23 protein-coding genes are annotated in these 21,778 nt (G+C 74.8%); 14 read left to right on the top strand and 9 right to left on the bottom strand.

The features are described from left to right. The first annotated feature begins 36 nt into the window (after positions 1–36). Positions 37–864, top strand: a complete 828-nt coding sequence (locus tag HUT16_RS10405; RefSeq protein WP_176187639.1) for a tryptophan 2,3-dioxygenase — start codon at positions 37–39, stop codon at positions 862–864. A gap of 19 nt (positions 865–883) precedes the next feature. Continuing rightward, complete coding sequence (kynU, locus tag HUT16_RS10410; protein WP_176187641.1) at positions 884–2,113, top strand: kynureninase; 1,230 nt, start codon at positions 884–886, stop codon at positions 2,111–2,113. On the opposite strand, the gene HUT16_RS10415 is transcribed toward kynU, so the two are convergent. Then, a complete protein-coding gene (locus HUT16_RS10415; RefSeq protein WP_254897743.1) occupies positions 2,106–3,530 on the bottom strand; it encodes a choice-of-anchor A family protein in 1,425 nt (474 codons plus the stop codon). The two genes, kynU and HUT16_RS10415, sit on opposite strands and share 8 nt — an antisense overlap. 179 nt (positions 3,531–3,709) lie before the next feature. On the opposite strand from HUT16_RS10415, the gene HUT16_RS10420 reads away from it, so the two are divergent. Further along, complete coding sequence (locus HUT16_RS10420; RefSeq protein WP_176187643.1) at positions 3,710–4,378, top strand: 4'-phosphopantetheinyl transferase superfamily protein; 669 nt, start codon at positions 3,710–3,712, stop codon at positions 4,376–4,378. Positions 4,379–4,421: 43 nt separating this feature from the next. Here the strand turns inward: HUT16_RS10420 and HUT16_RS10425 are convergent, their stop codons facing one another. Next, positions 4,422–4,565 (bottom strand): hypothetical protein, encoded by a 144-nt coding sequence (locus HUT16_RS10425; protein WP_176187645.1) that lies wholly within the window; start codon positions 4,563–4,565, stop codon positions 4,422–4,424. Here HUT16_RS10425 and HUT16_RS10430 point away from each other — a divergent pair. Then, positions 4,564–4,800 (top strand): DUF2277 domain-containing protein, encoded by a 237-nt coding sequence (locus HUT16_RS10430; protein WP_176187647.1) that lies wholly within the window; start codon positions 4,564–4,566, stop codon positions 4,798–4,800. The two genes, HUT16_RS10425 and HUT16_RS10430, sit on opposite strands and share 2 nt — an antisense overlap. Here HUT16_RS10430 and HUT16_RS10435 read toward each other — a convergent pair. Next, positions 4,769–5,254, bottom strand: a complete 486-nt coding sequence (locus HUT16_RS10435; RefSeq protein ID WP_176187649.1) for a hypothetical protein — start codon at positions 5,252–5,254, stop codon at positions 4,769–4,771. The genes HUT16_RS10430 and HUT16_RS10435 overlap by 32 nt on opposite strands. 258 nt (positions 5,255–5,512) lie before the next feature. Here HUT16_RS10435 and HUT16_RS10440 point away from each other — a divergent pair, with 258 nt between their 5' ends. The 5 genes from HUT16_RS10440 (at position 5,513) to HUT16_RS10460 (ending at position 9,493) form a co-directional block, all read left to right on the top strand. Then, the gene (locus tag HUT16_RS10440) at positions 5,513–5,872 is read left to right on the top strand and encodes a Tat pathway signal sequence domain protein (protein ID WP_254897744.1); all 360 of its coding nucleotides are present in this window, start codon (positions 5,513–5,515) and stop codon (positions 5,870–5,872) included. Between the two features lie 40 nt (positions 5,873–5,912). Beyond that, the gene (locus HUT16_RS10445; RefSeq protein WP_176187651.1) at positions 5,913–6,509 is read left to right on the top strand and encodes a class F sortase; all 597 of its coding nucleotides are present in this window, start codon (positions 5,913–5,915) and stop codon (positions 6,507–6,509) included. Positions 6,510–6,636: 127 nt separating this feature from the next. Then, complete coding sequence (locus HUT16_RS10450; RefSeq protein ID WP_176187653.1) at positions 6,637–7,476, top strand: hypothetical protein; 840 nt, start codon at positions 6,637–6,639, stop codon at positions 7,474–7,476. After that, positions 7,473–8,198: a two-component system response regulator CseB gene (cseB, locus tag HUT16_RS10455; protein WP_176187655.1), complete on the top strand. Its 726-nt coding sequence runs from the start codon at positions 7,473–7,475 to the stop codon at positions 8,196–8,198. The genes HUT16_RS10450 and cseB overlap by 4 nt, the downstream gene beginning before the upstream one ends. Continuing rightward, positions 8,195–9,493 carry a HAMP domain-containing sensor histidine kinase gene (locus HUT16_RS10460; RefSeq protein WP_176187657.1) on the top strand — a complete coding sequence of 433 codons (1,299 nt, stop codon included), beginning with the start codon at positions 8,195–8,197 and terminating at the stop codon, positions 9,491–9,493. Before cseB ends, HUT16_RS10460 begins: the two co-directional genes overlap by 4 nt. Positions 9,494–9,501: 8 nt before the next feature. Here the strand turns inward: HUT16_RS10460 and HUT16_RS10465 are convergent, their stop codons facing one another. Continuing rightward, positions 9,502–10,344 carry a serine protease gene (locus HUT16_RS10465; protein WP_176187659.1) on the bottom strand — a complete coding sequence of 281 codons (843 nt, stop codon included), beginning with the start codon at positions 10,342–10,344 and terminating at the stop codon, positions 9,502–9,504. Between the two features lie 100 nt (positions 10,345–10,444). Further along, a complete protein-coding gene (locus HUT16_RS10470) occupies positions 10,445–11,092 on the bottom strand; it encodes a TetR family transcriptional regulator (protein WP_254897745.1) in 648 nt (215 codons plus the stop codon). A gap of 100 nt (positions 11,093–11,192) precedes the next feature. Between HUT16_RS10470 and HUT16_RS10475 the strand changes: the two genes are divergently transcribed. After that, positions 11,193–11,333 carry a hypothetical protein gene (locus HUT16_RS10475; protein WP_176187663.1) on the top strand — a complete coding sequence of 47 codons (141 nt, stop codon included), beginning with the start codon at positions 11,193–11,195 and terminating at the stop codon, positions 11,331–11,333. On the opposite strand, the gene gcl is transcribed toward HUT16_RS10475, so the two are convergent. Then, entirely contained in the window at positions 11,323–13,104 is a 1,782-nt protein-coding gene (gene gcl, locus HUT16_RS10480; protein ID WP_176187665.1) for a glyoxylate carboligase, read from the bottom strand. The genes HUT16_RS10475 and gcl overlap by 11 nt on opposite strands. A gap of 291 nt (positions 13,105–13,395) precedes the next feature. Here gcl and HUT16_RS10485 point away from each other — a divergent pair, with 291 nt between their 5' ends. Beyond that, positions 13,396–14,046, top strand: a complete 651-nt coding sequence (locus tag HUT16_RS10485; RefSeq protein ID WP_176187667.1) for an NAD(P)-dependent oxidoreductase — start codon at positions 13,396–13,398, stop codon at positions 14,044–14,046. A 64-nt stretch (positions 14,047–14,110) separates the two neighbouring features. Here HUT16_RS10485 and HUT16_RS10490 read toward each other — a convergent pair whose 3' ends face one another. After that, positions 14,111–15,670, bottom strand: coding sequence for an APC family permease (locus tag HUT16_RS10490; protein ID WP_176187669.1), 1,560 nt, complete (start codon positions 15,668–15,670; stop codon positions 14,111–14,113). Between the two features lie 316 nt (positions 15,671–15,986). Here HUT16_RS10490 and HUT16_RS10495 point away from each other — a divergent pair, with 316 nt between their 5' ends. Continuing rightward, entirely contained in the window at positions 15,987–17,333 is a 1,347-nt protein-coding gene (locus tag HUT16_RS10495; protein ID WP_176187671.1) for an acyltransferase, read from the top strand. Positions 17,334–17,353: 20 nt separating this feature from the next. Here the strand turns inward: HUT16_RS10495 and HUT16_RS10500 are convergent, their stop codons facing one another. Both HUT16_RS10500 and HUT16_RS10505 read right to left on the bottom strand, forming a co-directional pair. Then, a complete protein-coding gene (locus HUT16_RS10500; protein ID WP_176187673.1) occupies positions 17,354–17,734 on the bottom strand; it encodes a DUF6193 family natural product biosynthesis protein in 381 nt (126 codons plus the stop codon). Beyond that, on the bottom strand, positions 17,731–18,300 hold the full coding sequence (locus tag HUT16_RS10505) for a flavoprotein (protein WP_176187675.1): 570 nt from the start codon (positions 18,298–18,300) through the stop codon (positions 17,731–17,733). The genes HUT16_RS10500 and HUT16_RS10505 overlap by 4 nt, the downstream gene beginning before the upstream one ends. A 718-nt stretch (positions 18,301–19,018) precedes the next feature. Here HUT16_RS10505 and HUT16_RS39705 point away from each other — a divergent pair. Together HUT16_RS39705 and HUT16_RS37370 are read left to right on the top strand one after the other, a co-directional pair. Then, positions 19,019–19,843 carry an SH3 domain-containing protein gene (locus HUT16_RS39705; protein ID WP_368662737.1) on the top strand — a complete coding sequence of 275 codons (825 nt, stop codon included), beginning with the start codon at positions 19,019–19,021 and terminating at the stop codon, positions 19,841–19,843. Positions 19,844–21,513: 1,670 nt separating this feature from the next. Next, a complete protein-coding gene (locus HUT16_RS37370; protein ID WP_217712211.1) occupies positions 21,514–21,771 on the top strand; it encodes a hypothetical protein in 258 nt (85 codons plus the stop codon). Positions 21,772–21,778: the final 7 nt, after the last annotated feature.

Consider the following 21,778-nt stretch of genomic DNA (forward strand, 5'->3'; position numbering starts at 1 on the left):
GCACCCCGGGCGGGCGGATCCGAGGAGGTACCGGCCATGACCGGCCAGATGCACCGCCCCCACCTGAGCTTCGGCCCCGACCAGGACCCCGGCGCGTCCACCCCCTACGCCCGGTACGTGCGCCTGGCCGAGCTGCACGCGCTGCAGCAGCCGCGCAGCGCGGAGCCCGCCGAGTACTCGTTCATCGTCGCCACCCAGGTGATGGAGCTGCTGTTCGACCTGCTGCACCGGGACTGGGACGCCGCCCGCACCGCGCTGCGCGCCGACGACCTGGACGCCGCGCTGGCCGCGCTGCGCCGCGGGCAGCACACCCAGGACGTGCTGGTCGGCTCCTGGGACCTGCTGGCCACCATGACGCCCGCCGAGTTCGGCGCCTTCCGCCCGGTCCTCGGCGAGGCCTCCGGCTTCCAGTCCTCGGCCTTCCTGCTGCTGGAGTTCCTGCTCGGCAACCGCAGCGAGGGCCTGCTGGAGATGTACCGGGACTCCCCCGCCGAGTACGACGCGCTGTTCACGGCGCTGCGCACCCCCAGCCTGTACGCCGAGGCGCTGGCCGTGCTGGCCCGGCGCGGCCTGGAGATACCCGCGCGGCCGGTCACCGCCCGGCACCGCCCCGACCCGGCCGTCGAGGCCGCCTGGCGCGCCGTCTACACCGACCCGGCGCTGGCCGACCTGGTCCGGCTCGGCGAGGCCCTGCTGGACACCGCCGAGCGGGTCACCCGCTGGCGCCAGCGCCACTACTGCGCCGTCAAGCGCACCATGGGCGGCAAGCCCGGCACCGGCGGCTCCAGCGGCCTGAGCTGGCTCAAGCAGTCCGCCGACCAGGACGTCTTCCCCGAACTGTGGACCGTCCGCAACGACCTCTGAGCACCCCGGGAGCAATGCCGTGACCCCCACCCGCGAGCAGTGCGCGGCCCGCGACGCCGCCGACCCGCTGCACGCCCTGCGCGACGAGTTCGACCTGCCCGCCGGGGTGCTCTACCTCGACGGCAACTCGCTGGGCGCGCTGCCCCGCCGCACCCCCGGCCACCTGGCGGAGGTGGTGGCGGGCGAGTGGGGCTCCGGGCTGATCAGGTCCTGGAACGACGCCGGCTGGTTCCACCAGCCCGGGCGGCTCGGCGACCGGCTCGGCGCGCACCTGCTGGGCGCCGCGCCCGGGCAGGTGGTGGTCTGCGACTCCACCTCGGTCAACCTGTTCAAGGTGCTCGGCGCGGCCCTGCGGCTGCGCCCCGGCCGTCCGGCGCTGCTCGCCGAGCGGCACGCCTTCCCCACCGACCTGTACGTCGCCGACGGGCTGACCGCCCTGTACCCCGGCACCCGCGCGGTCCTGCTGGACTCCGCCGCCCGGCTGGACGCCGCCCTGGACTCCGGGGCCGCCGCGGTGCTGCTCTCGCACGTCGACTACCGCACCGGCGAGCTGCTCGACATGGCGGCCGTCACCGGGCGGATCCACGCCGCCGGGGCGCTGGCCGTCTGGGACCTGTGCCACACCGCGGGCGCGCTGCCGATCGAACTGGACGCGTCCGGCGCCGACTTCGCGGTCGGCTGCGGCTACAAGTACCTCAACGGCGGCCCGGGCGCGCCCGCCTTCCTGTACGCCGCGGCCCGGCACCTGGCGGACGCCCGGCAGCCGCTGACCGGCTGGTTCGGGCACGCCCGGCAGTTCGACTTCGAGCCCGGCTACCGGCCCGCCGAGGGCGTCACCCGCTTCCTCACCGGCACCCCGCCGATCCTCGGCCTGGCCGCGCTGGAGGCCGCGCTGGAGGTCTGGGAGCTGGCCGACCCGGTCGCCGTCCGCGCCAAGAGCCTCGAACTGTCCGACCTGTTCCTGGAGTTGACCGCCGACCTGGACGTCGAAGCGGTCACCCCGCGGGAGCACGCCCGGCGCGGCAGCCAGGTCGCGCTGCGGCACCCGGACGGCTACGCGGTCGTCCAGGCGCTGATCGCCCGCGGCGTGATCGGCGACTTCCGCGCCCCCGACCTGATGCGCTTCGGCTTCACCCCGCTCTACCTCTCCCGCGCCGACGTGCACGACGCGGCGGCGGCCCTGCGCAAGGTGCTGGCGAGCGGCGAGTGGCGCGCCGAGCGCTTCGCCCGCCGCGGCGAGGTCACCTGAGCGCACGCGCGGGACGGCCGGGGCCCACCGGCCCCGGCCGTCCCGTTCCCGCGGCGGGCTCAGCTGTGGCGGCCCGGGCCCGGCGGGCCAGCGCGACCACGACGCCGCCCAGGCCCAGCAGCACCGCGGCGCCCCCGGCCGCCGGGGCGACCAGGTCACCGCCGCCGGTGTCCGGCAGCGGGTGCGGGTGCGGCGAGCGGGAGCCGGTCGGCTCGGGCGTGCTCTCGCTCGGCGACGGCGCGGGGCTGGTGCTCTCGCTCGGCGACGGGCTGGGGCTTGGACTCGGGCTCCCGCTGTCCGACGGGGAGGGGCTCGGCGAAGGGCTCGGCGAGGGCGAGGGGCTCTCGCCGCACTCCGGCAGGTCGCCGTCGAACGGGTAGGCGTGGATCTCGGTGCCGGTCGCGGAGCCCATGTACGAGTTCTGCAGCAGGTTCCCGGCCAGGTACACCCGGCCGTTGGTGCCCGGGTTGGAGAGCGTGACCGTGCCCGCCGGGTTGCCGGACATGACGGACCCCTGGAACTGGGCGCCGCCGGTGATCGTCGCGTCGGTGGACTCCGGGAAGTTCCACATCAGGCGGGGGCGCAGCGCGACCATCGGGTCCCCGTCCAGGCCGCTGCCGGTGTTGGTCCTGATCAGCACCGGGTCCGGGCCGACCATGTTGACGATGACCGTGGCGCCCTGCGGGATGCCGGCGAACACGAGGTCCGCGGCGGCGGCGTCGCTGCCGATGTTCGTGTCGACGTTGAACACCTGGCGGGAGCTGGTGCCGTCACCGGTGAAGGTGTAGGTGTTGCCATCCTTCACCACCGTGCCGGTCGCGGTCTGCGCGGCCATGCACTTCGAGTGGTCCTCGATGACCGCGGTCAGGCCCCTGAACTCGTCGATCGCCGCGGGGTCGAGGATCGCCTGGCCCTGCGGGGTGATGCTGGTCTGGCCGGTGAGCGCCCCGCCGTGGACGAGGTTGCCCCAGACCGTCCCCTTGGAGTCCGAGCCGCCCAGGAACAGCGTGTTGCCCGGCGCGACGGTCACCGAGCCGCCGGTGGTGACGTGGTCGGTCCCGCTCGGCGGGACCACCCGCGACCCGACACCCACCACGCCCATGTTGAAGCTCCCGCCGCCGTTCTTGGCGATGGTCAGGCTGCCGACCGTGACGATCTTGCCCTCGGCCTCGGCGGCGCGGCCCCCCACGCCGTAGTTGCCGCCGACGTAGATGTTGATCGTCGCGTCGGTGCCGAAGTCGCCGTTGTTCGGCGGGCCCCAGGTGTTGGTGCCGCAGTCCGGGCCCGAGCAGGGGCCCAGCGGCGGGGCCAGCTGGGCGGCCTCGCCGGACGCGGCCAGTGTGAGCAGCGGGGCGGCGAGTGCCGCCACCGCGGCGAGGCGGAGCAGCGGGTTCTTGCCACGGACGCCGTGTCGCACGGACACCCCTCTCGTTGACGGTTGGTCAGCGGACAGCAGACCCGGCCAGCAAAGAGGAAGCGGTCGTCCCGTCCCGCCCCGTGGGACACCGACGCGCTGGAAAATCATTCGAACGGACTATTTTGATGTCACGTCACTGAATCCCGTCAGCGACCATGCCCGCCCCGGAAGGGAGAACCGTGCCGAACCCGCCGTTCGCCATGCTCGCCACCACCGCCGAGGTGCTCGCCCAACCGGACGCCGACGAGCGGCTGCTCACCGGCTTCGAACGCGACCGGCTGGAGCGCTTCCGGCGGCCCGCCGACCGCGACGACTACCTGGCCGCCCACCTCCTGGTGCGGTACTGCGCCGCCGCGCACCTGGGCACCGACCCCGCCGCCATCGCCTTCGGCCAGCAGTGCCCCGGCTGCGGCAGCACCGTGCACGGCCGCCCCCACCTCACCGACCGGCCCGGCACCCACCTCAGCCTTTCGCACACCAACGGCGTGATCGCCGCCGCGGCCGCCCCCGTCCCGGTCGGCGTCGACGTCGAGCACCTCGGCGCGCGCAGCAACGACCCGGCCACCCTCCAGCACGTCCTCACCCCCGCCGAGGCCGCGCTGGTCCACGGCCACCCCGACCCCACCGCGGCCTTCCTGCGCCTGTGGGTCCGCAAGGAGGCGCTCATCAAGCTCGGCCGCACCAGCCTCGACGCCCTCGCCTCGCTCGACCTCTCCCACCTCCCGCTCGACCCGCCGCCCAGCCACCGCGACGGCGACCTGCACTACCTGGAGCTCACCACCCCCACCGCCGTCTTCGCCGCCGCAGCCACCCTCCCGGTCGAACTCCTCCCGCTCCCCGGGCAGTAGCACGGACCGTGGCACGGGCCGTCCGAGGGCCGTCCGAGGGCCGTCACACCCGCCGCAGCAGGCCGACGAGTTCGGCGTGCACGCCGGGCGCGGCGGCCAGGAAGGACGACGCGGCGGGCGTCCACGGGGCGCCGGTGCCCGGGCCGAGCGGGCCGGGTGTCAGTGGGTCGCGGCAGACTGGAGGCATGTGCCGAAGCATCAAGACGCTCCGCCCGCCGATGACGCCCGACGCCAGCCCGGAGGACGTGCACGCCGCGGCGCTCCAGTACGTCCGCAAGATCTCCGGCTTCCGGGCGCCCGCCGCGCACAACCGCGAGGCGTTCGACGCGGCGGTGGCCGCCGTCGCGGCCGCCACCGCCCAACTGCTCGCCTCGATCGAGGTCCGCGGGGTCACGCCCCGTTCGTCGACCCCGGCCGGATGACCATCAGCACCAGGACGACCGCCCACAGCAGGTTGAACACGCCCGCCGTCATCGGCAGCGTCTTCAACTTGCCGGTGGCGCGCGCCGTTTCGGCGTCCTGGTCCTCGGTGGCGTCCAGCGCGTCGACGGTCGCCTGCTGACCGGGCAGCACCACCAGCAGCAGCACGCCCGCGGCGACGGCGGTCAGCACGATCGAGGTGACCAGCCAGGCGTTGCCCAGCACGCCCATCGCCTGCGCGGTGCCGATGCCCAGCACCGGGATGCCGATGCCGATCAGCGCGTACACGTTGCTGATCCGGTGCAGCAGCCGCACCGAGGCCTGCGCGGCCGGCTGCTCCGGGCCCGCGGCGAGGGCGGCCTTCGCCTTGCGCGGGAACATGCTCACCGCCACCGCGACCGGACCGATGCACAGCGCCACGACCAGCAGGTGCAGACTCAGCAGGAACTTGGCCATCGCCGGCGCGACCCTTCCACCACAACGGAACCTCGACGTCCGCCACGCTAGCAGCGCTTATTCCGGGGGCCCGCGGGAGTGCGTTCCGGGGCTCGCCGCTCCCCGCCCCCGACCGCCCGCTCCACCGCCGCTTTCTGTTACAGAGCCGGGCGGTGGCCGTTACCCGACCGCCGGTTCGCCGAGTGGCGGGCTTCCTAGCGTGGGCGTCGTCGCCCCGGGGCCGCCCGGCTCCGGGGGACGAGCGATCGGAGGACCCCGATGTCACGTACCACTTCCGTCCGCCGGGCCGCGCGGCTCGCGCTGGCCCCGGCCCTCGCCGTCGGCCTGCTCGCGCTGCCCGGCGCCGTCGCGTTCGCCGACACCGCGAGCCCGACCCCCGTGCCCTCGGCCGCGGCCTCGGTCTCGGCCACTCCGGCGCCCGCCCCCGCACCCTCCTCCGCGCGGGTGGAGTCGGTCTCCGGGACGGGCGCCGTGCCCAGGGGCGGTGCGCAGACCGGCGAGGGCGCGGTCGACGGCGGTTCGACGACCGGGCTCGTGCTCGGTGGCGGGCTGGCGGCGGCCGGTGCGGCCGGGATCGGCCTGCTCGTCGTCCGGCGCCGTGCCGCCGGCCGGGCCTAGTCCGGACCGCCGTGGCCGGCGCCGCTGGTGGGCGCCGGCCGTGGCGGTCGGGATGCTGCTCGCGGGCGGGGTGACGGTGGCGGCCTCCCGCGGGTCCGACCCCGCGCCGGTGCGGATCGCCGCGGCGCCCGCCGCCGTCCCGTCCCCCGGAGCCCCGGCACCGGAAGCACCGCCGTCCGCAGCCGCCCGGGCGCCGTTCTCGCCGCCGGTCCGGCTGGTGGTGCCGCGGATCGGGGTGGACGCCCCGGTCCAGGGGGTCGGCCTCAACCCGGACGGCACCGTGGAGGTGCCGCCGCTCGACCGGCCGGGGCAGGTCGGCTGGTACCGCGCCGGGGACGGTCCGGCGGTGCTGCTCGGGCACTACGACACCCGCAAGGGCCCGGCGGTGTTCCACGGGGTGCCGGGGCTGCGTCCGGGCGACCGGATCGAGGTCCGGCAGCAGGACGGCGACACGGTCTCCTACCGGGTGCGCGAGCTGCGCCAGTTCGCCAAGGACGCGTTCCCCACCGAGCTGGTGTACGGCCCCACCGCGACCCCGCAGCTGCGGCTGGTCACCTGCGGCGGCACGCTCGGCCGGGACGGCCACTACTCCGACAACATCGTCGTCCTCGCCGACCGGCTGCCCCCGGGCCGCTGACCGTCCGTCCGCCGTCCCGCCGGCCCACTGTCCCGCCGGGCCACTGTCCCGCCGGGGCGGCGGACGGCCGTTCCCGGTGGTGCAGACTGGCTGCGCCCCGCCCGCCGACCGAAAGGCGCCGTCCGACGTGAGGAACCGGCCCCGCCGCACCGCAGTGGCCAGGTGCGTCCTGCTCGGCCTGCCGGTCCTGCTCGCCGTCACCGGCTGCCGGGCCGCCGGCGCGCTGGAGGACGCCGGGGCGGCCCGGCCGGTCCGGTCGTACCCGAGTCCGCAGCCGCTGTGGTCGGCCACCGCACCCGCGGTGCCGGCCCTCCGCCCCGAGGGGGCCGGCCCGAACAGCGAGCCCCCCGTCCCGCTGCCCGGGCTGGTGCTCGACGCGCTCACCGGCACGGACGCCCGGACGGTGCTCGCCGCGGACCCGGGTCTCGCCCCGGACGAGCGGGCGGCCCTGGCCGGCGGGTGCGCCGGGTGCGGGGTCCGCCCCGCCCAGTACCGCGACCTCGACGGGGACGGCGGCCCGGAACTGCTGACCGCCGTGCTCGCCGGTGCCGACCCGGCCTCCCCGCGGGCCGTGCTGCACGTGTACGCCCTGCGCGAGCACCGGGTGCTGCCGGTGCTGGCGGTCGTCGCGCGGCCGGACTTCACCGCCGAGACCGTCGGCACCGACCTGGTCGTGCACGAGCCCACCGCCCCGAACGCCGAGACCAGCCGCACCTACCGCTGGAGCACCGACCGGCTGGTCCTCGTCGACCAGCGGATCAAGGTGACCGGACCGAACGCGGGCTTCGCCGAGTGCCTGCTGACGAGGAGCTGCGACTCGGCCTCGGTGGTCGTGGTCGACCCGCCGGAACCCACGCCCGTACCGAGCCCCGCCCCGGCCGCCACCGCGGGCGGCACCGCCAGGACCGCCGCCCCGGGCGGTACCGCCCCGGCCGCCGTCCGCCCCGCTCCGACGAGGACCCGATGACCGCTCCCGTGCCCGCCACCCCGCGCATCCTGCTGGTCGAGGACGACGAGGTGATCCGCGAGACCACCCAACTCGCCCTGGAGCGCTACGGCTTCCCCGTGGACACGGCGGGCGACGGCCTGGAGGGCCTGGAGCGGTTCCGCGCCGACCCGCCGGACCTGCTGCTGCTCGACGTGATGCTGCCGCTGCTCGACGGGGTCGGCCTGTGCCGGCGCATCCGCGAGGAGAGCCGGCTGCCGATCCTGATGATGTCGGCCCGCACCGAGCCGATCGACGTGATCTCCGGCCTGGAGGCGGGCGCCGACGACTACGTGGTCAAGCCGTTCGAGACCGCGGTGCTGGTCGCCCGGATCCGCACCGTGCTGCGGCGCACCGGGTTCGGCCCGGCCGCCACCGCCGCGGGCCCGGTCGGCGCCCCCGGCCCGGCGTCCGCGGTCCGGGTGATCGACGACCTGGCGGTGGACACCGACGCGATGGAGGTCCGGGTGGCCGGCCGGCCGGTGCCGCTGACCCCGACCGAGCTGCGGCTGCTGCTGGAGTTCACCGCCTCGCCGGGCGTGGTGCTGGAGCGCCAGACCCTGCTGGAGCGGGTCTGGGACTACTCCTGGGGCGCCGACAGCCGGGTGGTCGACGTGCACGTCCAGCGGCTGCGGGCGAAGATCGGCGCCGCCCGGATCGAGACCGTCCGGGGCTTCGGCTACAAGCTGCGGCGGACGCCGTGACGCTGCGCCGGCAGATCGCCGCGGTGATCGCCCTGGTCTCCTGCCTGGTCGCGCTCGCGGTCGGGGTGCTGGTCCACCAGGCCTCGGTGCGCCAGCACACCGACCAGGCCCGGGCGTCCGCGCTGGCCGCCCTCGACTCGGTGCTGACCGGGTACGACGCGACCGGGGAGCTCGTCGCGGGCTGGCACGCCGCCGCCGACGACCCGGCGCTGCCGCCGGACCTGCGCCGGCTGGCCGAGCGCGGCCGGCAGGGCTCGGTGCTCGGCCCCGGCCCGCACGGCCCGGCGATGTGGGCCGCCGCCGGCGCCGACGGGCGGGTGCTGTCGGTGCGGATGGACTACGCCGGGGACGCCCGGGCGATCGCCGACCTGGACCGCGCGGTGGCGATCGGCGCCGCCCTGTCGGTGCTGGTCACCGTGCTCGCCGGGGTGCTGGCCGCCGACCGGATCAGCAGCCGGCTGCGCACCGCCGCCCGCACCGCCCGGACCATCGCCCGGGGCGACCTGGACGCCCGGATCGGGCCGCTCGGCCGGGCCCGCGACGAGGTGGCCGAACTGGCCGCCGCGGTCGACTCGATGTCCGCCGCCCTGCGCAGCCGGCTGGCCGGCGAGCAGCGCTTCACCGCGGACGTGGCGCACGAGCTGCGCACGCCGCTGACCGGCCTGCTGACCGCGTCCGAGCTGCTGCCGCCCGGTCGGCCCACCGAGCTGGTCCGCGACCGGGTGCGCGCCCTGCGCGACCTGACCGAGGACCTGCTGGAGGTGTCCCGGCTGGACTCCGGGACGGACGCCACGGACCTCGCCGACCTGCCGCTCGGGCCGCTGCTGGCCCGGATCGCGGCGCACACCGGCGCCGAGGTCGAGCTGCGGATCGCCACCGACGCGGTGGTCAGCACGGACCCGCGCCGCTTCGACCGGGTGGTCGCCAACCTGCTCGCCAACGCGCACCGGCACGGCCGTCCGCCGGTCCTGGTGACGGCCGAGGGCACCACCGTGACCGTGCGCGACCACGGCCCGGGCTACCCCGAGGAGATCCTGCACGAGGGGCCGCGCCGCTTCCGCACCGGCGCCCGGGAGCGCGGCGGCGGCCACGGCCTGGGCCTGACCATCGCGCAGGGCCACGCCCGGGCGATCGGGGCCGAACTGCGCCTGGCCGACCATCCCGACGGCGGCGCCCTCGCCCGGCTCGTCCTCCCCGGGCCGCGGGAGACCCCCGAACCTCGGGAGGACCCCGGGCCGCGGGAGGACCCCGGGTCGCGGGAGACCCCGGGGCCGCCGTCGTCCCCGGGGTCCTGAGGCGAGCGCTACGGGCGGGGCAGGACGCAGCCCGACCTGGTCAGGTCGAGCACGTTGCCCGGCCCGAAGCAGTTCGGGATGGTGTAGGTCTCCTGCGCGTAGCCGATGCCGGGGTGGATGGTCACGGTGCCGTTCTGGTCGACCTCGCAGGGGTTGTCCAGGGTGCAGCGCTCGCCGCTCTCGTTGATCGTGTTGTTCACGGCGACGACCTGGCCGCTGTTGACGTCGACCACCGGGGAGCCGGAGGTGCCGCCGATGATGTCGCAGCCGGAGGTGTAGCGGACCGAGTCCTTGAAGGTCCAGCCGCCCTCCTTGAGCCGGTAGGCGAAGCCGTCGACGCTGCAGGAGTAGATCTTCTTCCAGTAGCCGGAGACCACCTTGATCGCGCTGCCGGCCACCGGGTGGGTGGTGGACATGGTCAGCGGGGATATCCCGTAGCGGCTCTTGATCGTCGCGTAGCTGCTGCTCAGCCGGTAGAGGGTGACGTCGGTGTCGGTCATCGTCGAGTAGAGGACCCGGTTGGCGCGCACCGTGCCGAGGCTGCTGCCGGTGGAGCTGAGCAGGGTGAAGCTGCGGGTGGAGGCCTGGTTGGTGATCACCTGCCCGGCGGCGGGCATGCCGCTCTCCAGGCAGTGGCCGTTGGTGAGGATCAGTCCGGGGTCGCTGTCCGCCGAGTTGGGCATCCGCACCAGCGAGCCGGAGCAGTTGCTGAGCGCGACCGTCCCGGCGAAGTTCACGGTGACGGCGGGCGCGGCGGGCGCGGCGGCGGCGGACGCGGGGGCGGCCGTGGCCAGGGCGGTGGCCCCGGCGAGGGTCAGCGCGCAGAGCGCACCGGTGAGCGGCTTCTTCATGAGGGTGCCTCTCAGGGGGTGTGGGGGTACCACTGGGGTTCCCCTAAGTTGGCGCGCCCATGACACCGTGTCAAGAGTGCGACCGCCCCCCGACGGCCCGTCAGTCCGCCGTCCAGTGGCGGCTTCCCAGGTTGATCAGCCGCAACTGGGTCCGCGCCGTCCGCGCGATCGCCGCCCGCTCCGCGCCGTCCGCCTCGACCAGCGCCAGCGCGGTGGACACCATCCGGTCCACGTACAGCTCCGCCAGCATCCGCCGGTCGGCCGCCGACCAGCCCGCGGTGTCCGGCTGGACGGCCAGCAGGCCCGCCAACTCCTCGGCGAAGCAGGCCAGTTCGGCCGCGACGGCATCCCGTACGGGCTTCACCCCGCCGTGCCGCTCGCGGGCCAGGAAGCGGATGTAGGCGGGGTGCGCCGCCACGTGCGCGGCGATCACCCCGACCGAGCGGTCGATCAGCAGCTCGGCCTCGCCGCTGCCCGCGAACACCGCCCGGACCATCTCGTGCAGGTTGGCCAGCGACTCCCGCACCAGCACCACGCCCAGCTCCGCGAGGTCCGCGAAGTGCCGGTAGAACGCGGCCGGGGAGAGGCCGGCCGCCCGGGTCACCTCGCGCACCCCCAGGCCGCTCAGGTTCTGCCGCTCCAGCAGCCCGAGGGCGGCGTCCAGCAGGGCGCGGCGGCTGGCCTGCTTCTGGGCGCTGCGGACGCCGGGGGTGCCGGGAGCGGAGGCGGGGGCGGGATCGGTCGTCACGGCGTTCAGTAAACAGTCGTTTGCCGATTTTGGCCAGCCCCCGCTACAGTGGTGACCGGCAGTCAGCGAACACTCGTTCACCGAAATCGGAGGTGGCGCCATGCTGCTCGTCGCCCTGCTCGCCCTCGCCCTGACCACCTGGTCGATCACCCACCTCTCCGCCCCCGTCCTGCTGGTGAGCACCCTCGTGATGGCGGGCTGGCTCACCGGCAGGTTCCTGAAGGGCCGCGCTACGCCCTGAGCGGGCGGATCGCGGTCGGGGCGTGGCCCGGCTCGGTGGCGAGCTCCTCCCACTCCACGACCTTGTCGATGTCCGCGGCGGCCATCGAGATGTTGGTGACCCGCTCCAGGATCGCCTCGACCACCACCGGGACGCGGAACTCGGCGGCCAGCTTCTTGGCCTGCTCGAACGCGGGCAGCAGTTCCTCGGGCCGGGTGACCCGGATCGCCTTGCAGCCCAGGCCCTCGGCGACCCGGACGTGGTCGACGCCGTAGACGCCCAGCTCGGGGGCGTTGAGGTTCTCGAACTCCAGCTTGACCTGGAAGTCGATGTCGAAGTTGCGCTGCGCCTGCCGGATCAGCCCGAGGTAGGCGTTGTTGACCAGCACGTGCACGTACGGGATGCGGTGCTGCGCGCCGACCGCCAGCTCCTCGATCATGAACTGGAAGTCGTAGTCGCCGGAGAGCGCGACCACCTGCCCCTCCGGGTCGGCGGTGGCGACGCCGAGCGCGGCCGGGATCGTCCAGCCGAGCGGGCCGGCCTGGCCGCAGTTGATCCAGTGGCGGGGCTCGTAGACGTGCAGCAGCTGCGCGCCCGCGATCTGCGAGAGGCCGATGGTGGTGACGTACCGGGTCTCGGGGCCGAAGGCGCGGTTCATCTCCTCGTAGACCCGCTGCGGCTTGAGCGGCACGTCGTCGAAGTGCGTCCGGCGCTGGAGTTCGGCCCGCCGCCGCTGGGTGCTCGCGGCCCACTCCCGGCGGTCCTTCAGCCCGCCGGCGGCGGCCAGCTCGCGGGCGACCTCGATCAGCAGCTCCAGCGCGGCCCCGGCGTCGGAGGCGATGCCCAGCTCGGGGGCGAAGATCCGGCCGATCTGGGTGGGCTCGACGTCGATGTGGACGAACGTGCGGCCCGCGGTGTAGACGTCCAGGCCGCCGGTGTGGCGGTTGGCCCAGCGGTTGCCGATGCCGAGGACGAAGTCGGAGGCGAGGAAGTTCTCGTTGCCGTAGCGGTGCGAAGTCTGCAGGCCGACCATGCCCGCGTTGAGCCCGTGGTCGTCGGGGATCACGCCCCAGCCCATCAGCGTCGGGACGACCGGGATGCCGGTCAGCTCGGCGAACTCCCGCAGCAGCCCGGCGGCGTCGGCGTTGACGACGCCGCCGCCCGCCACGATCAGCGGCCGCTCGGACGCCTGGAGCAGGGCGATCGCCTTCTCGATCTGCACCCGGTTCGCGGCGGGCTTGTAGACCGGCAGCGGCTGGTACGCCTCGGGGTCGAACTCGATCTCGGTGAGCTGGACGTCGATCGGCAGGTCGATCAGCACCGGGCCGGGGCGGCCGGAGCGCATCAGGTGGAAGGCCTGCTGGAACACGCCGGGCACCTGCGCGGCCTCCAGCACCGTGGTGGCGGCCTTGGTGACCGGCTTGGCGATCGAGGCGATGTCGACGGCCTGGAAGTCCTCCTTGTGCAGCCGGGCGACCGGCGCCTGGCCGGTGATGCACAGGATCGGGATCGAGTCGGCGATCGCCGAGTACAGGCCGGTGACCATGTCGGTGCCGGCCGGCCCCGAGGTGCCGATGCAGACGCCGATGTTGCCCGCCTTCGCCCGGGTGTAGCCCTCGGCCATGTGCGAGGCGCCCTCGACGTGCCGGGCCAGGGTGTGCCGGATGCCGCCGGAGGCCTTGAGCGCGGCGTAGAAGGGGTTGATCGCGGCGCCGGGCACGCCGAACGCCACCTCGACGCCTTCGAGCTTGAGGATCTCCACGGCCGCGCGGGCGGCTGTCATGCGGGGCATCGGCTACTCCTGCCGTCGACGCATCTTCCGCGATGCGGAAGAATAGTTTTGTAATGCGAAAGCAAGCTAAGGCGGCCGCGCCGGGGCCGTCAAGGTAGGTTTCAACAAAACGTTGCAGACCCGTCCGCCGGAACCGGCCCGCCACTCCCCCCGGCTGTCCGTTTTTCACCAGGGCCTGTCGGCCCGGCACCTCGCCCGCCTGCCCGGGCCGCCCGTACGGTCGATCCGACGACGGAAAACGCCAAGCGGCGAAAACGCCGAGCGACGGCCCACCAGAGGAGAGACGTCACGATGAGCACCATCACCCTGTACGGCGCCACCGGCACCATCGGCTCCCGCGTGCTGGACGAGGCGCTGCGCCGCGGCCACACCGTGACCGCCGTGGTCCGCGACCCCGCGAAACTGCCGGTCGAGCACCCGGCGCTGACCGTCGTGACCGGCGACGTGCTGGACCCGGCCTCGGTGGCCGACAGCGCCAAGGGCGCGGACGTGGTGGTCAGCGCGGTCGGCGGCGGCGACGGGCCGGGCCACCAGGCGCTGATCCGGCCGTCCTTCGAGTCCCTGGTGGCGGGCCTGCGCACGTTCGGCGCCGACGCGCCGCGGCTGGTCACGGTGGGCGGCGCGGGCTCGCTGCGCACCCCCGACGGCAAGCAGGTGTGGGACGCCGAGGGCCTGCCCGAGTTCCTGCTGCAGATCATGCACGCGCACGGCGACGCGCTGGACTACCTGCGCACCGTCACCGACCTGCGCTGGACCAACCTCTCCCCGGCCGGCACCATCGCCCCCGGCGAGCGCACCGGCACCTACCGCCAGGGCCTGGAGGACCTGCTGATCGGCGCGGACGGCGAGAGCCGGATCTCCACCGAGGACTACGCGGTGGCGCTGCTGGACGAGGTCGAGGACCCGCAGCACCTCGGCGAGCGCTTCACTGTCGCGTACTGACCCCCCGCACCACGCCGGAGGGCCCCGAACCGTGCGGTTCGGGGCCCTCCGCGCGCTCCCCTGCTCAGTCGGGGACGACCAGGGCGGGGGTGTCCCGGGTGAGCACCTCGCCGCGGAAGAACGCCGGGCTGCGGCGCGTCATCACGGCCATCACCACCAGGCCCAGGGCCAGCAGCCCGGCGCCGACCACGAACACCGAACCGACGCCGAACACCGAACTGCCGCTGCCGTAGGAGGGGTCGGCCATGTCGACCAGCGACTTGCCGAAGATCCCGGCCAGGGTGAGCCCGCCGATCAGCGGGAAGACGCACTTGAGCAGCGCGTCGCGGACGGAGCCGCGGACGTCGCGCCGGAAGTACCAGGCGCAGGCGAACGCGGTCAGCGAGTAGTAGAAGCAGATCATCAGCGTCAGCGCGGCGATGGTGTCGGCCAGCACGTGCGAGCTGACCAGCGTCATCACGGTGTAGAACGCGCCGGTGCCGACGCCCGCGGTGACGATCGCCCGGCCGGGGGTCTTGTGGCGCTCGTTGACGGCGGCGAAGGAGGCGGGCAGCGCCTCGTACACGCTCATCGCCAGCACGGTGCGGCTGACCGGGATGAAGGTGGTCTGCAGGCTCGCCGAGGCGGAGGCCAGCACCGCGACGAACAGCAGCACGCCCAGGCCGGTGCCCATCACCGGGCCGGCCAGCACGGCCAGCACGTTGGAGGAGGTCTCCGGGTTGCCCAGGCCGGTGCCGGTGGTGCCGACGCCCGCGTACATCTGCACCGCGACGGCGGTGAACAGGTAGGAGCCGACCAGCACCGCCATCGCCAGCACCGCGGCCCGGCCCGGGGTCTTCTCGCTGCCACCGGTCTCCTCGTTGGCGCTCAGGCAGGCGTCCCAGCCCCAGTACATGAACAGCGAGAGCGACAGGCCCGCCACGAAGGAGGTGAACGAGCTCGCCCGGAACGGGTCGAGCCAGCTCCAGGAGAAGTGCAGCGAGCCGGCCGCGCCGTGGCCCGCCGCCTTGGCGATCGCCATCGCGCCGAACAGCGCGAGGACGGCGAGCTGCAGCCCGACCAGGGCGTACTGGACGCCCTTGGTGGCGGTCATGCCGCGGTAGCTGATCATGGTCGCGGCGGCGATCAGCGCCAGGCAGGTGGCCACGTGCACCAGCCGGTCGTCGTTGAGCGCGGCGACCGAGTCGCTGCGGGTGACCTCGCCGAGCAGCAGGTACAGGTACTCGGTGGCGACGCCCGCCAGGTTGGAGAGCACGATGACGGTGGCGACCACCAGGCCCCAGCCGCACATCCAGCCGACCTTGGGGCCGAACGCCTTGACCGTCCAGGTGAACGAGGTGCCGCTGTCCGGGATCGCCCTGTTCAGCTCCCGGTAGGCGAAGGCCACCAGCATCATCGGCAGGAAGCCGGCCAGGAAGAGGGCCGGCATCCGCAGGCCGACGGCGGCCACCGTGGTGCCCAGGGTGGTGGTCAGGCAGTACACCGGGGCCACGGTGGACACGCCGATCACCGCGTTGCCGAGCAGGCCCACCGAGTTGCTGCCGAGGCCCTTGGAGCGCACGCCCCCCAGGGCTTGGACGCCGGGGGCCGCTTCGCCGTCCGGACGGTTGTGGAGCTGAACCATGCCGGAACCGTAGCTCCCACTGTTTCCGCAGCGAGCCGAGGTGGAAGCCGGTCGATCGCCTTCACTTCAGCTGAGTGATAGGGTTTATTTCCGTTGATTTCATGATCTTTTGCCGCCAATCACCTTCGTTTCACCCCTCCGGGCCGCCGCTCGACCGGGGACGAAAACCGCACCGCACCCCGTTTCCGCCTTTTCGGGCATCGGTATGAGAAACACCACATACCCGTCCGGACCGGAACCGTTCGTTCGGACACCTCTGGTGTCCCCCGCCCGCGGGCCCCTATCGTTCCCCCGTCACTTCAGGGAGGGAACCGGGATGACCGGCACGCTGACGTCCGACACCGAGATCCGCACCGTCCGGGCCGGCCGCCCGGGCCCGGGTCCGGTCCGCTGCTCCGTCGGCGACCTGCTGCTCGCCGACCTGCCCGTCTCCGTGGTCTTCTTCCACGACCGCCCGCTCGACCCCGACGCCCTCGCCGCCGGGCTGGCCCGCGCCCTGCGCGAACTGCCCGAGTTCGCCGGGCGCCTGCGCACCGACGAGGCCGGCGACCTGTGGATCGACACCGACGACTCCGGCGTCCCCTTCACCGTCGCCGACGCCCCCCACACCCTCACCGAGGCGTTCGACCGGATGGTGCTGCCCGCGAGCGGCCTGGTCGACCACGTCCGCGCCGCCGAGGCCCGCCGCGACCCGCTGCCGCTGCTCACCGTCCGGCTCAACCGGCTCACCGACGGCACCTGCGCGCTCGGCGTCTCCTGGCACCACGCCGTCGGCGACATGCAGACCTTCGCCCTGCTGATGCGCGCCTGGTCGGCCGGCACCGGGGACACCGCGCCGACCGCGGTCCACCGCGCCCCCGACCGGGACCTCCAGCTCGACGCCCACCTGCCCGCCGAGGACTGCGGCACCCCCGCCCTGCGGCTGCCCGACCCGGCCGAGAGCGCCGAACTGCGCCGCGCCATCGCCGGCGCCGCCCTCGCCAACCGCACCGTCCAGGCGTGGTTCTCCCCCGCCGAGACCGCCCGCCTGCGCGCCGAGTACAGCGCCGGGGCCGGCCGCCCGCTCTCCGCCAACGACGCGCTCTGCGCCCACCTGCTGCACGTCCTGCGCGAGGTCGACGGCGCCGGCGACGAGGAGCAGACCCTCACCATGCCGGTCAACCTCCGCCGCGTCCTCGGCCTGCCCGACACCACCCTCGGCAACCTGCTCGGCGAGATCCGCCTGCCCTACCGGCCCGGCACCGCACCCGCCCGGTACGCCGCCGAACTGCGCACCGCCGTCGAGGAGTTCACCGAGAAGCACCTCAGCGTCCGGAGCAACCTGCGCTTCCTCGCCCGGGTCGGCCGCGACCGCGTCGCCGAGTGCGTCCCGGCCGGCTTCGACCCCGCCCGACGCACCCTGACCGTCTCCAGCTGGTGCCGCCTCGGCCTCCAGGACCTCCCGCTGGCCGGCCACCGCCCCGTCGCCTTCAGCCCCGCCGCCACCCTGCAACTCCCCTGGACCTCCTGGCTGGTCGAGGGTCCGCGCGGCGAGGGCCACCTCTACACCCTCGTCCTCCCCACCCGCACCGCCGCCCGGCTCCGCGCCGCCACCGCCCTCCTCCACCCGCACCGCCACCCCGACGACCCCGGCCCGGCCCTCGCCCCGCGCAAGCTGCTCTGAGCCCCGCCCGGGGCCGGGGCTCACCCCGCCCGCAGCCGCGCCGGCCGCCGTTCCACCAGCCGCACGAAGCACGCCGGCGCCTCCACCGGATCGGGCGTCGACAGCAGCACCACCCGCTCCCCCGATCCCTCCACCACCTGGTAGCCGCCCGGCCACCCGGCCACCCCGGGGAAGCCCTCCCGGCCGAACTCCCGGACGTCGCCGCTCCTCGACACGTGCAACTCGTTCATCGACGTGCGGGGGAACAGCCGCCGCAGCACCGGCTCGTCCATCGCCGCCCCGATCAGCTCCCCCAGCGACGCACCGACCCACCCGTGCTCCCGCCCCGGCCCCCACGCCTCCCGCAGTTCCTCCCACGCCCGCCGACACTCCGCCGCCCCCGCCGGGGCCCGCCCGCTCACCCCGCCTCCCCTTCCCCCGCGCCCAGCACCCGGGCCACCGCGTCCAGGGCCGCGTCCCACGGGTACGGGGCCGCCGCGCCCGGCTCGTTGGGCACGAAGGCGCCCTCGCCGAGCAGGACGTGGACGCCCGCCGCGCGCAGGGCGGCCACGCTGCGCGGGAACTGCGGGTGGGCCGCCAGCGCGGTGTTCACGCAGGGCATCACCAGCACCGGGACGCCCTTGCCCACCGCCTCCGCCGCGTAGCCCACCACCCAGGAGGAAGTCAGGCCCAGCGCCAGGCTGTTGACCGAGTGGAAGGTGGCCGGCGCGAACAGCACCGCGTCGGCGGGCGGCAGCACGTCCGGCTGCCCCGGCCGCCGGTACGCCGACTTCACCGGGTGCCCGGTCAGCTCCTCCAGCTCCGGCACCCGCCCCTCCAGCCACTCCCGCGCCGCCGGCGTCAGCCCCACCGCCACGTCCCACCCCCGGGCCAGCCCCGCCCGCACCGCCCCGTCGATCCCGGCCACCACCCCGGCCGCCGACCCGAACAGGTACACCACCGGCCGCCCGGCCCCCGCGTCTGCCATCCCGCCATGCAACCGGCTCCACCCCCCGCCTCGCAACGCCCCGCCCCGCCCTCGTCGACGACCAGGCCCGTCTCATCACGTCGACGCCCGGTCCCCGTCCCTGCCGAGCGTCTTCCCGTCCGCGTCCGGCGGCTCGATCAAGGCCCGCCGCCGCCCGTCGGGCAAGTCCGTTGCCTGCCGGGTCCGTTGCCTGCCTCGACCGCACCGCGCCCACGAACGGGCGGCGCCAGACCATCCGACAGGAAATTTGACGCCCCGTCAGAACGTGTGGGGCGTCGGACCGCCGCGTTCGCACGGCCCGGGCCGCCCGAGAAGCGGACCGTGCGATGCCCGCGCCCGGCCGACCGTCCAACTGCCGCGCCAGCCTGCTGGTCGGGCGGGCGAGAGCCGACCTGGCGAGTCCACACGACCAGCAGCAACGGAGTCCTCGGGTTCGCAGGCGGACCGGCGCTCGGCCGGCGGTGTGAATTAACAGCCCGGATGCAGGGTCGCTGCCGGTCGCCGCCCGGTCCCCGCTCCTACCGTCGGAGATCCGTGCGTCTGGTCCGCATGCGGTGGCAGCACTCGACGGCCGTTTCGGTCGACGCCGTTGGCCTGGAAGGAGTCGGTACCCGTGCCGCAGAATCGTAGGGCCGCGTCGAGGGGCCGCAGAGCACTGGGACCGGTTGCCGAGAAGGTCATCGCGGGGACCGCCGCCGTCGGAGTGGCCTCACTGCTGATGGCCGGGCCCGCCTGGAGCGCCACGACCTGGGGAACCGAGCAGGCCGCGAACGGTCAGTGGATCCGCGCGCGTCCGACCACGGATTCGGAGATCATCGGCTCGTACGACAACGACGACCAGGTGGCCGTGGCCTGTTGGACGGCCGGGGCAGAGGTCTACGGGAACCACAGCTGGTACCGACTCGCCGGCCGTGACGGGTGGGTCAGCGCCAAGTACATCGGCCTCGACGGAGTGGTCCCGAAGTGCGATTCCGGCCCGCACCACGACCGCCACCACGGCCGCCCCGGCCCAACCGGCCCGACCGGCCCGGCGGGTGCGACGGGTGCGACGGGCGCCACCGGCCCGGCGAGCGTTCAGGGGCCCGTCGGCCCGGCCGGCGCAAAGGGCGCCACCGGTGCGCGAGGGCCGAGGGCGCGACGGGCGCCACCGGCNCAACGGGTGCCACGGGCGCAACGGGTGCCACGGGCGCGGCGGGTGCCACGGGCGCGGCGGGCGCGGCGGGCGCGGCGGGCGCGGCGGGCGCGGCGGGCGCCACCGGCGCTCAGGGACCGACCGGCGACACAGGAGCTACCGGCCCTCAGGGACCGGCGGGCCCGACGGGCGCTCAAGGTCCAAGCGGTGCAACGGGCGCCACCGGCGCGCCGGGCGCTGCCGGTACCGATGGTGCAACAGGCGCAACCGGCCCTCAAGGCCCGACCGGTGCAACGGGTGCAACGGGCGCGACCGGCGCCGCAGGTGCCGATGGTGCTACCGGCGCTCAGGGACCTGCGGGCGCTGATGGTGCAACAGGTGCAACAGGTGCAACGGGCGCTCAGGGCCTGACCGGCAGCACTGGCGCGACGGGTCCCACCGGCGCTACCGGTGCTACCGGCTCTCAAGGACCGACCGGCGCGACAGGTGCCACCGGCCCGACAGGCGCTGCAGGTGCCGATGGTCCAACAGGCGCTCAGGGACCGACCGGCAGCACCGGCGCGACGGGCGCTACAGGTACCGATGGTCCAACAGGCGCTCAGGGACCGACCGGTGCGACGGGGCCCACCGGCGCTCAAGGCCCGGCCGGCGACACAGGAGCTACCGGCCCTCAGGGACCGGCGGGCCCGACGGGCGCTCAAGGTCCAACCGGTGCAACGGGCGCCACCGGCGCGACCGGCGCTCAGGGCCCGACCGGCGCTGATGGTGCAACAGGTGCTCAAGGCCTGACCGGCAGCACTGGCGCGACGGGTCCCACCGGCCCGACGGGCGCTACAGGTGCCGATGGTGCAACAGGTGCTACCGGCGCTCAGGGACCGGCGGGCCCGACGGGTGCTCAAGGTCCGGTAGGTGCGACGGGCGCTCAAGGCGCGACCGGCGCAACGGGTGCCACGGGCGCGGCAGGTGCTGATGGTGCGGCAGGCGCAACGGGCGCTACCGGCGCGACGGGTCCCACCGGCACTCAGGGACCGGCAGGTGCGACGGGCGCAACCGGCGCTCAGGGTCCGGCGGGTGCTGCTGGTGCTCAAGGCCCGACCGGAGACACAGGAGCCACCGGCCCGACCGGCGCAACGGGTACCGCGGGCGCTGATGGCGCAACAGGTGCAACAGGTGCAACGGGCGCTACCGGCGCGACGGGCCCCACCGGCGCTCAAGGCCCGACCGGCGCAACGGGCGCAACGGGCGCAACGGGCGCAACGGGCGCTCAAGGCTCCGCCGGCGCGACCGGTCCCACCGGGGCGACGGGCGCGGCAGGTGCTGATGGTGCAACAGGCGCAACGGGCACTCAAGGTCCAACCGGTGCAACGGGCGCACCCGGCGCACAGGGATCGGCGGGCCCGACGGGCGCTCAAGGACCGACCGGAGACACAGGAGCCACCGGCGCCCAAGGCCCGACCGGCCCGACGGGCGCTGCTGGTGCGGCAGGTGCAACAGGCGCAACGGGCGCGGCGGGTCCCACCGGCGCTCAGGGTCCGGCGGGCGCGACGGGCGCAACCGGTACTCAAGGCCCGGCAGGTGCAACGGGCACTCAGGGTCCGACCGGCGCAACGGGTGCCACGGGCCCTGCAGGTGCTGACGGTGCGGCAGGTGCAACAGGTGCAACGGGCGCGACGGGCCCCACCGGCACTCAGGGACCGGCAGGCGCGACGGGCTCAACCGGCGCGACAGGCGCAACCGGCGCGACAGGCGCTCAGGGTCCGGCGGGTGTTGCTGGTGCTCAGGGTCCGGCGGGTGCTGCTGGCGCTCAAGGACCGACCGGCGACAGAGGAGCCACCGGCGCCCAAGGTCCGACCGGCCCGACCGGCGCAACGGGTGCTCAGGGCCCGGCAGGTGCAACGGGCGCAACGGGCGCCACCGGCGCGACGGGCGCTGTAGGTGCAACGGGCCCCACCGGCCCGACCGGTGCCGCTGGTGCCGCTGGTGTCACCGGCCCGACCGGCGCCAGAGGTGCGACCGGCCCCACCGGTGCGACCGGCGCAACCGGTCCGACCGGCCCCACCGGTGCGTCCGGGCTGTCGCACTTGACGGGTTCGTTCGTGAACGGCAGCACGGTCTCCCTCAGCCCGGGCACCTTCAGCACGATCCTCGGCGGCGAGTGCACCGCCCCGGCGGTGGCCGTCGGCGCCAGCATCCTCTACGACGGCAGCGCCGGCGGCATCAACGGGATGGTCGTCGTCAGCGTCATCGGGAACCCCAACAGCTTCGGTTACAGCATCTCGAACACCACCTCTTCGAGCCACAACGTCACGGTGCAGACCCGTTGCATCGCGCCTAGCTGATGGGAGA

The sequence above is a fragment of the Kitasatospora sp. NA04385 genome (assembly GCF_013364235.1).
Lineage (GTDB): Bacteria > Actinomycetota > Actinomycetes > Streptomycetales > Streptomycetaceae > Kitasatospora.